The following is a 14933-nucleotide window of genomic DNA, read 5'->3' on the forward strand; positions in this document are numbered from 1 at the left end:
ATTACTCATTACCTCTTCCTGTTCCACCAGGCATCATTTGTCCTCCGCCGCCGCTAGGGAATCCTTGCCCACTCCCAGAACCCGGGAAATTTTGTTCTCTTCCTGCACCTGGTAATTCTTGAGTTGATTCATTACCAGATGTAGTAGTAACTGGTAATTCAATCGTTTGCCCTTCAGTTAATCCGGAAATGATCTCAATATTTTGATCGTCATTAATGCCTGTTTCAACAACCTGATCTGATGTGCTTGCATCGGCATTACTTGAAGCTGCTTCTTGGATCGTTACATATTTTTCTTCACCATTTACCTGTACTGATTCAATCGGTACATAAAGAACATCTTGCTTGCTCTCAGTAATAACATTGACCTCTGTTGACATTCCGATTAGCAAGCTTTTTGGATCTTTCAACTGTACAGTTACACTAAAGCTTGAAACACCGTTTTCTGCAGTTCCTTCCTTAGAAACCTCTGTTACAGTACCTTCAAATGTTTCATCCGGGAAAGCACTTGCTGTGATTTCAGCAGTTTGTCCAGCTTTCATTTTTGTTATATCAAGCTCATCGACACTAATAACCGTTTCTAATGTTTCATAATCTGTGATATGTCCTACTACTTGTGAATTTTGAATACGACTTCCGCTTTCTACATCAATGGTTGTAATTGTACCAGCATGTGCAGCTGTAATTGGATCACTTCCATCAGTGAAGGTAATAATCTCGTCACCCTCTTCAACAACATCATTGACCTCTACTAATACCTCTTCTACCTCTCCTTCTAAATCTGCAGTGATATCCGAGCTATTAATGGAAGCAACGGTTCCTGAACCACTAACCTCAACTTGGATGTTTCCTTTTTGGACGGTTGTTGTCATGGCTTGCGCTGAAACTGGTGTTGCTGTTTGTCTACTTTGGAAAAACCATATTCCTCCTCCGACTGCTAATATGACAATGACGATAATAGAAATCCACTTTTTCACTACTATTCCTCCTATTTGAAATGCCTCGTTTATATCGTAAGTTTACTTCTGAAGTGATTATAAAATTTGAACCTTAACGAATCCTTAAAAAAATGAGTAATAAAATTTTTTTCAAAAAAAAAAACTTCAATTCCTTATTAAGGAATTGAAGCCTTTTAAACTGATAATCGAGGGTATTATGCAAGCTAATCCAATTGTTTCCAAACTTGTTCATAAACTTTTTTCAATGGAACATTATATGTGTTTGCAATCTTCTTACACTCCTCAAACTCGGGTGCTCTTTGGATAACTTGTCCATTATACACCCCTTCCTTAACCGTTACAGGTCCCCACTCAGTTTGCACTTGACGAAATGTCCTTTCAGCCCTAAACACGGTTAATGGATAATATCTTATTCCAAGTGTTGTTGTTTCTTTAAGAAGAATATCTCTTATTATTTCTAGTTTTTCACGATTACATAAGAGCTGAAGCAAAACCCCGGGCCGATTTTTTTTCATATAAATTGGTGTATAAAAGACATCATTTGCCCCTGCCTCAAAAAGCAGATCCATTACATATCCTAGCCATTCCCCGGATATATCATCAAGATTTACTTCTACCTTGAGCATTTGATCATCAATATGTTCCTCGTTTGGAGGCGGATGAGAAATCATATCATTACTCCTATCTGTAACCTATTCTCCTATCACTACTCTTAAAACATTTGGTCGATCTTTAAATGTTTTGGTTCCTGCTCCATATCCGATTGCTTGAATTTCCATAGATGGAAGCGTACAAAACTCTTCAGCTAAGACGGATATAATAGCAGCCCCTGTAGGAGTAGTTAATTCAAATCGAACATCACTTTGTTCAATTGGAACACCTTTTAACATTTCTAAAGTTGCAGGGGCTGGAACAGGATATATTCCATGATCAATGTGAATTCTTCCTGTGCCTACTGGTATGGCAGAAGATTTTATCTTTTTAACATCTAACTGATGAAGTAAAATGGCGGCTCCGACAATGTCTATAATTGAGTCGACAGCTCCAACTTCATGAAAATGAACTTTATCCAAAGGTAAACCATGTATATGTCCTTCTGCTTCCCCAATTTTTCTAAACACATTTAATGCCGTTTCTGTTACTTCACTTGAAAACCCTGCTGACTCTATCAAATGAACAATGTCCTTGTATGTTCTGTGATGATGAGCATGATGATGGTGGTGGCTATGTTCATGATGATGCTCGTGCTCATGATGGTGGTCATGCTCATGATGATGGTCGTGCTCATGATGATGTTCATGCTCATGATGATGTTCATGCTCATGATGGTGTTCGTGCTCATGATGGTGGTCATCCTGATTCTTAAGTATGACATCAAATTTTGTACATGTAATTCCATTTTTAACAGTTTTTGTCCATTGAAGTTGATATTCTTCTTCGATTTTAAGCTTCTTTAATTCTTCTTCAAGGGATAACGGATCTCCTCCTACATCAATAAGAGCACCAATCATCATGTCTCCGCTAATTCCAGAAAAACAGTCTAAATAAAGTGTTTTCATTGTTGTACTTCCCCTTTTTGAGCTAGTTGATCAATTAAAACTGCGTTATATGCTGCTCCAAAGCCATTATCAATATTCACAACACTAATACCTGATGCACATGAATTTAACATCGTAAGTAAGGCGGATAATCCATTGAAATTTGCCCCATAACCAACACTAGTTGGAACGGCTAGGATTGGATGACTAACGAGTCCCCCCACAACACTAGGAAGAGCCCCTTCCATTCCCGCAACAACAACAGAAACTGTAGCATTTTGGATCTCTTCTATATGATCAAATAACCGATGTATACCTGCTACTCCTACATCATAAAATCTCCTAACATTGCTGCCTAATGCCTCAGCAGTTAATGCCGCTTCTTCTGCTACCTTCAAATCCGATGTACCTGCACAGACAATGGCGATATAACCTTTTGAATTCATACTTTCCTTTTCTTGTTTCCAAAAAAGGATTTGTGCGGTTTCATTATATATAAATTCAGGATACTCTTCTAAAATATGTTCTGCTTTTTCTTCTGAGATCCGTGTAACAAGCACATTATTTTCCTTGGAACGTATAGCTTTTATAATGGCTAAAATTTGCTGTTTCGATTTTCCTTCACCATAAACAACTTCCGGGAACCCTTGTCGCTTCTTTCGATGATGATCAACCTTTGCAAATCCTAAGTTTTCATATGTTGAAAGCTTTTCCTTTGCTTCATTGATGCTTAATGACCCTGTTTGTACCTGCTTTAAAATATCTTCAAGCATTAATTTTCACTCACCTTAGTATAAGCTCTTTCCTTATTATTCTTCTTTTAAAAATGCCTTGCTATGTCTTTGGCCAATGACTCATATTTTTTATAGATTTCTAAGTAGGTCTTATGATTATTTTCATTTGGTGTAATTGGAGGACTCATTGGAATATTTTCTTTAATTTTTTCAAAGGAAGGTACTTTACCTAGAGCGACTAATCCTGTCCAAGCAGCACCCCATGCTGCGCTATGATGACTTTCAGAAACATAAACATTCTTCCCAAAAATATCAGCCAACATTTGAAGCCACAGCTTTGATCTAGACAATCCACCATTCACAAAGATCTTTTCAGGTTCGCCAGCCTGACTTTCTAAACTTTGTCCAATTTGATAAAGATTAAATGTAATTCCTTCTAAAACTGCGCGAACAAAATGTTCTTTCTTATGAGTAATATTCATCCCGAAAAAATTACCTTTAGCCTGTTGATTCCATAATGGTGCTCTTTCCCCATTAATATACGGAAGGAAAAGTAATCCTTCAGCACCTGAAGCTGTTTTTTCAGCTTCTTTTGTAAACTCATCAAAACTTCCTTCATAGTTTAAAAGTTCTTTTAACCATTGTAACGCTATTCCGCCATTGTTTGTAGGACCGCCAATAATTGAATCAACTTCTGTAAATGCATAGCAAAACGTTTCACGTTCATCAGTTATGCTGAAACCTTTAGTAAATTGTCTGATGGCTCCACTTGTTCCAGCTGTAATAGCTACTTCTCCCGGAGAAATTGCCCCTATACCTAGGTTAGCCAATTGTCCATCTGCTGAACCTAGTACGAATGGTAAATCCTCTGTAATTCCCATTTCTTCTGCAAGCTCTTTTTTTATGCAATGTAAGACCTTAGTAGGCGAAGCTACATCCGATAGCTGCTCCTTCCTAACACCAGTCATCTCCAATAGCTCATGGTCCCAATCAAGTGTATGGGCATTCATCAAACCAGTCGCAGCTGCCATTGAATAATCAACTATCCGTTTGTTAAACCATTTTAAGAGGATATATTCTTTTATCGAAATAAAATACGTTGCTTTCTCATAAGGCTCATATCCTGACTCTTTCATCCAAAGTAATTTTGATAGTGGAGTCATTGGATGAATCGGCACTCCAGTTTTTTGAAAAACATTCGTTCCATCATTTTGCTTCAGCTTTTCTGCTTGCTCAGTACTTCTTCCGTCTGCCCAAATGATTGCATTCGATAACGGTTGATACTCCTCATCAATACAGATTAATGAGTGCATAGCAGATGAAAAACTAATCGTAACCAGTTCATTCTTTTTAAGATTGGCTTTCTTTATCACATCACGTACTGCTTTTACGGCAAACTGTTCGATTTCGAAAGGATCTTGTTCCACCCAACCTTGTTGCGGGTATAGAGATGTAATGTGTTCTTCTGATTCTGTGATTACTTTTCCACTCATATCAAAAACAACTGCTTTTACACTTGTTGTTCCAATATCAAGTCCAATAACAAACTCGTTTAACATATAATCATCTTCCTTTGACAGTATTCATTTCCATAGAAAAGGCCTTGGACGATTTCCAAAGCCTGTTTGATTATGAAAGAACCTTATTCATACTACCGCTCTTATATCCAACTAAATCTAATGTGATATATTTATATCCGTATTTTGTTAGTTCACTAGATATTTTATCATGGTTTTCAAGGACAATCTTCATATCGCTAGGCTCAACCTCTATTCTGGCCATTTCCTGATGTGTTCGAACACGAACCTGACGAATATGAAAAGTCTTTAAATAAGCTTCTGCTTTTTCAATTTTTGAAAGCTTCTCAATTGTAATCTTATCTCCATAAGCAATTCTTGAAGACAGACAAGCAAAAGAAGGCTTATTCCATGTCGGTAAATCCAATTCTCTAGAGAGCTCTCTTATTTCATCTTTAAATAAGTTTGCTTCCTGCAAAGGACCACGTATTCCTTTCTCCTTTGCAGCTTTCATCCCCGGTCGAAATTCGTTTAAATCATCTGCAATAACACCATATATGATATTTTTAAACCCCTCTTTTTCCATGACAGGAATTATATGCTCAAATAAACTGTTTTTGCAAAAATAGCACCGATTTCGATCATTTTCTGTATAACCTGGAATGGCTAGTTCTGACGTTTCAATCACTCTATGATTTGCCCCGATTTTTTTTGCTAACTCTTTGGCCTCTTCAAGCTCGCTAGAAGGGTATGTTTCAGAATCTGCTGTTACTGCCAATACATGCTCAGGTCCTAACGTATCTACAGCCACCTTCAGCAAAAAGGTACTATCAACTCCACCTGAAAAAGCGACAACAACTGATTGCATTTCTCGGAGAATGGACACTAAGTTTTGTAGTTTTTCATTCATCGCTGCCTTCTCCTTTCTTTCTATCAAACTATTAATCTAAAACATTAGATTGTCATACTTCCGAAACCACCGTCAACACGAATCATCGCACCTGTTACAAAGCTTGATGCTCTCTCTGAAGAAAGCCAAACTGCAGCACCTTGAAGCTCATCAGGGCTACCAAATCGTTTCATTGGAGTATGATTCATAATCGATTCAACACGCTCTTCACTTAAAATTTTACGATTCTGTTCAGCAGGGAAGAAACCAGGAATGATCGCGTTTACCCGAATACCATGTGGGGCAAATTCACGAGCCAGGAACTGTGTCATGCTATTAACTCCTGCCTTTGAAACCGAATACGTAAACACTTTTGAAAGTGGTGTTGTTGAAGAAACAGAAGATATATTAATAATACTTCCTTTTCTTCCTTGTTCAATCATTTTCTTAGCAAAAATTTGACAAGTAATCATCATTCCTTTTAGATTCACATCCATGATGTCATCCCACTCTTCATCACTAATTTCAAAAAATGGGGTTGAGCTGTTTTTCCCTGGAGCATTTAGAAGGATATCAAATCCACCTGACCATTCTTCAATTTCTTTTACGACATTTTCTAAAGATTCACGAGCGCTTACATCTGCCTGGAATGCTTTTGCTGTTCCGCCTGTCTCTTCGATTTCTTGTACAACCTTGTTTGCTTTTTCAAGATTACGGCCAACAATCGCAATCTTAGCTCCATGAGCAGATAGCCCTCCGGCAATAGATGAACCTAATACACTGTTACCACCTATTGCTACTGCTGTTTTTCCAGTTAAATCAAATAAATTAGACATTCTAAAAATCCCCCTCATTCTATTCATAATATAAATGGCATATGTTAAGTGAATGAATAATTATGATAAATTACCTTCATCATTAAATGGCAGTTCAAAAAGATCTGATAATTTTTCCATATCCGGATGCTGTGTAACATGATCAATCAAAGCTTCCGATACTTCAATTTCAGCAATCTCTAATGTATTTTTTATACGAACCATTTTTACCTTTGTAAAATCAAGAATATTACATGTTTTAATTGCTGCTTTAATCGCATCTTTATCATTTGCTAATGTAGTAGCGATTTTAGTAGGTGCACAAACGGTTGAAGTTAATCCGTTTGCATACGTTACTTCCCGGTCCATTTTGTCTACAAGACGTTGAGTTGTAAAATCAGCTGTCCCTACGCCATTGGCATTTCCTTCTGTTTGATGTGTTAGATCAAGCACAACCATTTTATTTACATCAGGTCCACCCTTTGCGTAAGGTGTTGGATATCTTCCTGTAATATTTGGATCCATTCCGTCTCCACTAATGTTTTTTCCAATCTCATCGATCACCAGCACGTCAATTTGATCAAAGAACAGCTTTGGCAATAGTTGTTTTGCTAATGCTTGAAGAGCCGGTTCCTTTTCTTCTATCTCTTCAACAGGTAAAACCTCAATCCTTGCTACTCTGTCAAATGCGTTTTCAAGTGTTGCTATTCCGAATAAAATTGGTGTTTTTTCCATCATCATTTTTGCCATTGCCGGAACATTTTCCGCCATATATTTAAACCCTAACTGATGGGTTGCTTCTGCTCCTTTTTGTTTTCCTAATCCGATGCTGATCATTTTCATAATACCGCTCTCAACTGGTCCACGAAATGCAGTATGTGGCTTAATACGATTAATAACAACAATCCCGTCTGCTTGTGAAGCATATTTATCAATATAAACTGGTAAACCATTCGGTAATTCCCCTAGTTTTATTACATCCATTGAGGAACGAATTTCTGCTTTCACACTTTCTTCTGTAACTCCAAGATGGGCTAAAACTTCACGTTGGCCTTCAGCAGTAGCTCCACCATGACTTCCCATACTTGGTACTATAAATGGAACAGCACCTAAATCCTTTAAAAATTGCACAGTATGTGCCGTGATTTCTACAAGTCGATCCATCCCCCGGCTACCAACAGCAATAGCAATTTCCATACCCGGCTTCACCTTTGAGCGTATGGATACTTGTTGCAATTTTTCATTCATTGCTTGTTCTAAATCCTCTATTTTTGTATCATCAAAGTTCTGTTTCACTTTGGCCATTTTTGGAACTGGAATGTCTTTTAATAGATCTTGAAGAATACCCATAACTTTATATCTCCTTTATCTTACAGAAAAATATTTTTGTGCATTGTTAAAACCAATGTTTTCAACCATCTGTTTTAATATTTTTTCATCATTTGGTACTTTTCCTTCTTCAACCCACTCACCAATGATATTACAAACAATTCTTCTGAAATATTCGTGTCGAACATAAGATAAAAGACTGCGCGAATCAGTTGTCATTCCGATAAAGTGACTTAGTATGCCTAAATTCGCTAAGTCTGTCATTTGTCGGACCATGCCATCATATTGATCGTTAAACCACCAGCCTGAGCCGAATTGGACTTTACCCGGAATACCTTCTTCAAAGAAGTTGCCAATCATCGTCCCTAACACATAATTATCACGTGGATTTAAATTATATAGGACAGTTCTAGGTAAGCTTCTTGCTTGATCTAATGTATCCAAGAAGCGCGATAATCCTTCTGCGAGCAACTGATCTCCGATTGAATCAAATCCGCCATCTGCACCAATTTTCTCCCGCATAAACGTATTATTATTTCGTAATGCCCCCATATGCAATTGCATGACCCACTCTTTATTAGCATACATTTTCCCAAGTTCTACAAGGAGATATGAACGATATCCAATGAGTTCCTCACCTGTAAGTTCTTCGTTATTTAATCGCTTTTGGAAAATCTGCTCAACTTCACTTTTCGGTATTTGCTTATAAGCCATTAGTTGAATATCATGATCAGATGCATAACAGCCATTTTCAGCAAAATAATCAACTCTTTGCTGTAATGCAGTTATTAATCCATCAAGTGTTTGAATGTTTATTCCTGAAGCAGACTCCAATTTTTTAAGCCATTCCGGAAAGCTAACTCTTTCAAGATAAAGAGCCTGGTCAGGACGAAATGTTGGAGCAACTTCGACTTCAAAAGCTTTATCTTCTTTTATTAACTTATGAAATTCGAGTGTATCAGTCGGATCATCTGTCGTACCGACTAATTGGACATTCGATCTTTCAATATATCGTCGAGGTGTAAAGTCCTCTGTTTGAAGCTTCTCATTACATTCTTCCCAAATCTCCTTCGCTGTATCAGGTGACAGAAGTTTATTAATTCCAAAGAACGTTCTTAGCTCCATATGTGTCCAGTGATATAAAGGATTTCCAAATAAATGCGGGACTGTTTCTGCCCACGCCTCGAATTTCTCCCAATCACTTGCATGACCTGTGATTAACTCTTCTTTTACACCATGAATACGCATTGCACGCCATTTATAATGATCACCAGCAAGCCAAAGCTGTGTAATATTCTCAAAAGTTTGATTTTCATAGATTTCTTTAGGACTAAGATGACAATGATAGTCGAATATCGGCAAGTCCTTCATAATATTATGATAAAGATTTTCTGCCGTAGAATTGGTTAATAAGAATGAATCACTTAAAAACGGTTTCATTTTATCTCCTCCGTACCCTGTTATTCTTCAAAGTTTTTCTATATTCTCTTTTTGTCATGAACATTTATGTTATAATGAGGTTATTCTTATTAATTAGTTTACAAAACAAATTAATAATCTATGTGTAGAATATCATTTCTATTATTTCTCGTCAATCATTTGTATACCACTTCTCAATGACTGTTTTTCAGCAAAAGTGAAAGAATGTATAATATTTTAATTGATGCTTTTAGTTATGGCTGTTTTCCAGAAGATATGTTTATTTAATAAGTACTTTGTAAAAAACTAGATAGGTTGATTGGAGCGGAAGGTGCGAGACTCCTGTGGGAGCTTTGGGAGGGGTGAGACCCCGCAAACGCAATGCGTTGAGGAGGCTCACCGCCCACCCCACGGAAAGAGAGCATCCTGGAGATCAAATCAACCACCCAACACATATTACAAAGCAACAAAGATTGAGAAAACAGCCTTAAGAGTTTGTTTTTAAAAAAATTTAAGGGTGATTTACATGGCGATAGGTGACGCTGCTTATATAAAAAGTATTAATAGACGTTTAATCATAAGTAAAATAATTGAAGCAGGAATGATCTCCAGAGCAGATCTATCAAAAATTACAAAATTAACAAGAGCCACCATTTCTGTTCAAGTAGCTGATTTATTAGAAGAAGAATTAATTGTTGAATCACATCAGGAACATAGCAGTGTGGGAAGAAAACCGATTATGCTATCAATAAATCGAAATGCTGGTTATGCATTAGGTGTTGACCTGGACCACAAACATGTCACATTTACACTATCTGACCTAGGGGGAAACCCCGTAAGTACGGACATTTTAGAGTTAAAGAACTCAAACTATGATGAAATACTTAACCTGCTCATCGCTCAAATCAAGCAATATAATGATCAATATTCGGACAGTCGATTCGGTATTGTAGGTGTTGTCATCGGAATTCATGGGACTGTTTCTAAAGATGAAATAATCAACTTTATTCCTCAACATAAATGGAAAGATAAAAACTTAAAAGCAGACTTAGAAAAAGAACTCGATATGCAAGTATTTATCGAAAATAATGCAAACTTATGCTCGTTTGCTGAAAGAGTATTCAAACATCATCATAGTGAAAATTTAGTTAGTATCAGTATGTACTCGGGTATTGGGTTAGGTGTATTAATAAACGGAGAACTACTTAAAGGATACCATGGATACGCTGGAGAAATGGGACACATGATCATCGTACCTGATGGACGTCCTTGTAACTGTGGAAATTCGGGCTGTTGGGAATTATATGCTTCAGAAGCAAGTATCTTAAACCAATTAAAGGAATTACATGCTAATCAACATCTAACCTATCAAGATGCTCACAAACTTATTATGAATCAAGACCAACAAACCTGTGATGTACTTGATTCGTTCATTAAATATGTTGCTATAGGTTTAAACAATATTATTAATTTACTAAATCCCGAAACAATTGTTCTCAATAGTGAGTTATTAAAAATGTATCCTAATGTTATTAATAAAATTGAATCAAACCTAACTTCGTCCATTAGCGATTATCATAAAATCTTAATTTCTGATCTCGGAAAACATGCAGCAGTAATGGGAGCTTGTGCATTAGCTATCAAAAGCTTTCTGAATGTTCCTGTTATCCGTTTAACGATCGAAGATCATGAATAGCGGTTTAATCGCAATTGTAAAACCCTACTCTTATTAAAGAATAGGGTTTTTTGATACGTTTTAATGGTTTTTTTGAGTTATTTGAAGATAAATTTTTTCTAATCTTTCTGCGACATGGTGAAACTGGAAGTGTTTTCTTACATATTCTCTTCCATTCAAACCAAGTGATTTACTTTCAGAAGGATTTGTTAATATATAATCTATTGCATCTGCGAATGCTTTGGGATTGTCATAATCATTAATGACAAGTCCATTTCTCCCGTGGTGAATAACTTCACCATTTCCCCCGCGATTTGTTGTAATAATAGGGATTCCAGCTGCCATTGCTTCATAATGAACACGGGCAAGTGGTTCATGCCATTGTGAACTACATACAAATACATCAGCCATGACTAAATGTTCCGGTATATTCTCCGCTGGGACATACTTAGTAAAAAGAACATGTGAAGGGAACTTGGAACTAAGATCAAATAAGCTCTGAACATAATCATCAACAGTATTATCACTAAACCACTTTCCACCTACGATGACCAACATAATGTCGGGGTATTTATTGATTAAATGGTCCAACGCGTTTATTAACAAATGGGGTCCTTTTGTTTTACTTAAACGACCTATAAAAAGAATCACTTGTTTTCCTAGGAGATTGTAGTGTTTACGTACTTCCTTCCGAATGATTTTCCCTTGTTTCTCATAAACACTTTGATACTTTTGCAGATCAACACCGGAATAAATGACGTGAACCTTGTTTGATGCCTGTGGAAATCTTTTTACGATCGTCTGCTTTATATATTTGCTTACTGTTGTTATTGCATCTAAACATTCTATCGCCTTTAGTCCCTCTTCTTTTGTTAGTTTTAGCTCTGAGAACATATCGTTATGAAGACTTAAAACAAATGAGCTGATAGGTGAGGATTCTTTGTAAATAGGAATATGACTGGGTCTGTTAAATACATGAATGACATCAAATTGATGTTTCTTTATTTCCTCAGCAACATTGTTCATATAGGTTTCTCTCGGAAATCGAACATATTCTAAATGAGCATGCTTCTCATTATCGGGAAGAGATTTGTTAGAGATAGAAAAGATCGTCAACTGGTGCTCGGTTAAAAAAGGTATAATCCCATCAAGCATGATCTGAACCGCCCCACCTTTTATTGCAGGTGATGGTAACTTCTCCGTACATATAAAAGCCAATCTCATTCCACCATCACCTCTACAAATCGTAAACTTTGCGGATATAGTTCAGTTCTTTAACCAAGCCTTCTTTTAACGATATTTTAGGATTGTAGTTTAATCGTGTTTGTGCAAGAGTGATATCTGCCCATGTATGTTTCGGTTCTCCGTTAACTTTTTGCGTGTAGTTTATTTTGGCTTTCTTCCCTGTTATTTGTTCAAGTATCTTAATGATTTCATTGACGGATGCTCTTTCTTTTCCTCCTATATTGATTGTTCTTCCGATCAAATGATCTTGGTATAATACAGCCGATGTTGCTTCTACACAATCACTGATAAAAGTAAAATCCCTAGATTGAGTACCGTCTCCATAGATCGTTAACGGTTCTTCTTTTAGAATTTGAGCAATAAATCGGTGAAATGCCATATCAGGCCGTTGTCTTGGCCCATAAACAGTAAAAAATCGAACCACTACAATTGGAACACCGAAACTCTTATTATACACCTGACATAGGTGTTCACCGGTTAGTTTTGTAATTCCGTACGGTGAAAGTGGTGCAGGTATTGAGTCCTCCGATACTTTTCCGCTCTTTTCACCATAAATAGATGATGTGGATGCATAGATAAATTTAGTAAGATTTTTGTTTTTCACAGCTTCCAATAGACGTTGGGTGGCCAAAATATTATTTGTTACATAAGGGTCAAAGTCTTTTCCCCAACTAGATCGAACACCAGGCATACCTGCCAGATGATAAATGGCATCCACTTCTTTTAGTACATTTTCCAAATCTGCTGTCAGAAGATCAATTTCCATGAATTGAAATCTTGGATGATTTTTAAGCGATTGGAGGTTAACTTCTTTTAGATTTATTGGAGTTGGCCCTATAAAGGTATCTACCCCAACTATTCTATTTTCCGGATCTTTTAGTAGTCTCTCACATAAATGAGATCCAATAAAGCCTGCAGCACCAGTAATAAGTATTTTCATGAGCGTGCAACTCCTACGTATTGAAATCCATGTTCATACGCTTTTAATGGATCAATGCAGTTTCGTGCATCCAGAATAACATTTCCTTTCATAAGCAGCTTAAGTTTCTTCCAATCTAAATAGAGAAATTCAGCCCATTCGGTAGCGATGATTACACATTCAGCATCAGTAACTGCTTGATCTAAAGTAGGAAATTGAATAATATTTGATTCTCCTAAAAAAGGTAACGTTGCTTTTGGATCATATGTGTTTACTGTACAACCTAATTGACTTAGTTTTTTGATAAGATGAACCCCTTGAGATTCTCTTGTGTCATCTGTATTTGGTTTGAAAGCAATACCCAGAACTGAAATCGTTTTCCCTTTCAGTGACTCAAATACGGTTATAAGCTTTTCAATATAATAATCAATTTGTGAATGATTTGTAGATTGGATGGCTTGTAGAATGATCGGAGTTATATTTTTTTCAATGGCACTTTGTTCTAGAGAACGAACATCTTTCGGAAAACAAGATCCTCCATAGCCTAAACCTGAATTTAGAAAGTGCGGACTGATTCGTGGGTCTGTACTGATTCCACGAACAACATCATCAATATTGACTTCATACTTATCACATATTCTAGCAATTTCATTAATAAACGAGATTTTTGTCGCTAAAAAGGCGTTTGAGGTGTATTTAATCATTTCTGCACCAGAAAGAGTTGTTACGATATAAGGAGCTTCTATTCCTTTATAAAGAGATTTTACAATATTTAAGGATTTGGAATCATTTTTGTTCATACCAACAACAATTTTATCAGCATGTAACATATCGAAAAGCGCTGACCCTTCCCTTAAAAATTCGGGATTCGAGACGACTGCAAACTGCTCTTGAGCGACTCCTTTTTGAAGTAACTTAGCATATATCTTTTCGTTCGTACCAGGTGGAACAGTACTTTTCGTAATGATTGTTTTATAATCTGTAAGTGCATCTGCTATCATATCAACTACACTATAAATATATGTTAAGTTGGTTTTGCCATCTGCGAGTGAGGGGGTACCCACTGCGATTAAGATAACCGGATGCTTTTGGATATTTTCAATTACTTCAGAACTAAATGTTAAGTTTTTCTCGTTACGAGATATGATTTCCTTTAATCCAGGCTCATAAATTGGTACTTCTCCCCTATTTAATGATCTGATTTTTTCTATATTTGTATCAACACAACAAACAGTGTGTCCGAGATCAGCAAGGACAGAGGCAGAAGTCAAACCTACATAACCAGCTCCTACTACACATATTTCCATTTCTATATCCCCTCTCCAAAAAATGTCTAATTCTATACTCTCTATTTTATTAGTGGATAAGCTTATCTTGTGATAGAGCATAAACACAATTCCATCAGTCAAAACCGTTACCTCTTATGTAATGTAAGAGGAGTTATATAGGCAATTTTTTAATGGCTATCTTAAAATTAGACTGCATATAAAAGCAGTCTAGGATTTTATCATATTATTCATCTTCATCTGAGATGTCTTGCATGGAATAAGGCAAATCCATTGATGTAATGTTTCTGCAATGAATCAATACAGGGATTCCGCCATAATTGTAAAATTGATCAGTCATAAATAATGCTGTATTTGTTCTTGGATAAAATTTCTTGAAGATTGCATTATAGTAAGTTTTATCGTTTGTATGAATATTTACCTCGGAACCGGATGAGAGTGACTGTAAAATTGAACAGTAGTCATCCATCTTCATACCTCCCTTGGATAGTTAAATATCTTCTAGTTTAATGTATGAAAAGTAGGACAGATTTGCTTGAACAAATACCCAAATTTCAATAAAAGTGAAGAATACCTAAACTATTATTCATGAAGATACAAGCACAATTT

General features: G+C 36.4%; 12 protein-coding genes and 1 pseudogene. 1 reads left to right on the forward strand and 12 read right to left on the reverse strand.

Translation table 11 applies throughout. The features are described 5' to 3' along the window. Nucleotide 1 precedes the first annotated feature (1 nt). The 8 genes and pseudogenes from BK577_RS22090 to uxaC all read right to left on the reverse strand — a co-directional run bounded on the left by BK577_RS22090 (nt 2) and on the right by uxaC (nt 9220). Nucleotides 2-976, reverse strand: coding sequence for an efflux RND transporter periplasmic adaptor subunit (locus BK577_RS22090; protein WP_078434923.1), 975 nt, complete (start codon nt 974-976; stop codon nt 2-4). Nucleotides 977-1161: 185 nt separating this feature from the next. Continuing rightward, nucleotides 1162-2517 (reverse strand): annotated as a pseudogene (larC, locus tag BK577_RS26535) (nickel pincer cofactor biosynthesis protein LarC). Then, nucleotides 2514-3269 (reverse strand): nickel pincer cofactor biosynthesis protein LarB, encoded by a 756-nt coding sequence (gene larB / locus BK577_RS22105; protein ID WP_078434926.1) that lies wholly within the window; start codon nt 3267-3269, stop codon nt 2514-2516. The pseudogene larC and the gene larB overlap by 4 nt, the downstream one beginning before the upstream one ends. Before the next feature lie 47 nt (nt 3270-3316). Continuing rightward, the gene (locus tag BK577_RS22110; protein ID WP_078434927.1) at nt 3317-4789 is read right to left on the reverse strand and encodes a gluconokinase; all 1473 of its coding nucleotides are present in this window, start codon (nt 4787-4789) and stop codon (nt 3317-3319) included. 70 nt (nt 4790-4859) lie between these two features. Beyond that, the gene (gene larE / locus BK577_RS22115) at nt 4860-5657 is read right to left on the reverse strand and encodes an ATP-dependent sacrificial sulfur transferase LarE (protein ID WP_078434928.1); all 798 of its coding nucleotides are present in this window, start codon (nt 5655-5657) and stop codon (nt 4860-4862) included. Nucleotides 5658-5701: 44 nt separating this feature from the next. Next, nucleotides 5702-6472, reverse strand: coding sequence for an SDR family oxidoreductase (locus tag BK577_RS22120; RefSeq protein ID WP_026562473.1), 771 nt, complete (start codon nt 6470-6472; stop codon nt 5702-5704). 60 nt (nt 6473-6532) lie between these two features. Continuing rightward, nucleotides 6533-7801, reverse strand: a complete 1269-nt coding sequence (locus BK577_RS22125; protein ID WP_078434929.1) for a nickel pincer cofactor-dependent isomerase, group 22 — start codon at nt 7799-7801, stop codon at nt 6533-6535. Between the two features lie 15 nt (nt 7802-7816). Continuing rightward, on the reverse strand, nt 7817-9220 hold the full coding sequence (gene uxaC, locus BK577_RS22130; RefSeq protein ID WP_078434930.1) for a glucuronate isomerase: 1404 nt from the start codon (nt 9218-9220) through the stop codon (nt 7817-7819). A gap of 505 nt (nt 9221-9725) precedes the next feature. Between uxaC and BK577_RS22135 the strand changes: the two genes are divergently transcribed. Further along, nucleotides 9726-10895 (forward strand): ROK family transcriptional regulator, encoded by a 1170-nt coding sequence (locus tag BK577_RS22135; RefSeq protein WP_078434931.1) that lies wholly within the window; start codon nt 9726-9728, stop codon nt 10893-10895. A 60-nt stretch (nt 10896-10955) separates the two neighbouring features. On the opposite strand, the gene BK577_RS22140 is transcribed toward BK577_RS22135, so the two are convergent. The 4 genes from BK577_RS22140 to BK577_RS22155 all read right to left on the reverse strand — a co-directional run bounded on the left by BK577_RS22140 (nt 10956) and on the right by BK577_RS22155 (nt 14793). Continuing rightward, complete coding sequence (locus BK577_RS22140) at nt 10956-12098, reverse strand: glycosyltransferase family 4 protein (protein WP_078434932.1); 1143 nt, start codon at nt 12096-12098, stop codon at nt 10956-10958. A 13-nt stretch (nt 12099-12111) separates the two neighbouring features. Next, a complete protein-coding gene (locus BK577_RS22145) occupies nt 12112-13059 on the reverse strand; it encodes an NAD-dependent epimerase/dehydratase family protein (RefSeq protein ID WP_078434933.1) in 948 nt (315 codons plus the stop codon). Further along, on the reverse strand, nt 13056-14345 hold the full coding sequence (locus tag BK577_RS22150) for a UDP-glucose dehydrogenase family protein (protein WP_078434934.1): 1290 nt from the start codon (nt 14343-14345) through the stop codon (nt 13056-13058). Before BK577_RS22150 ends, BK577_RS22145 begins: the two co-directional genes overlap by 4 nt. 205 nt (nt 14346-14550) lie before the next feature. After that, nucleotides 14551-14793, reverse strand: coding sequence for a hypothetical protein (locus tag BK577_RS22155; RefSeq protein ID WP_078434935.1), 243 nt, complete (start codon nt 14791-14793; stop codon nt 14551-14553). Between the last annotated feature and the right edge of the window lie 140 nt (nt 14794-14933).

Origin of the sequence: Metabacillus halosaccharovorans, from assembly GCF_002019635.1 — a bacterium.
GTDB lineage: Bacteria > Bacillota > Bacilli > Bacillales > Bacillaceae > Metabacillus > Metabacillus halosaccharovorans.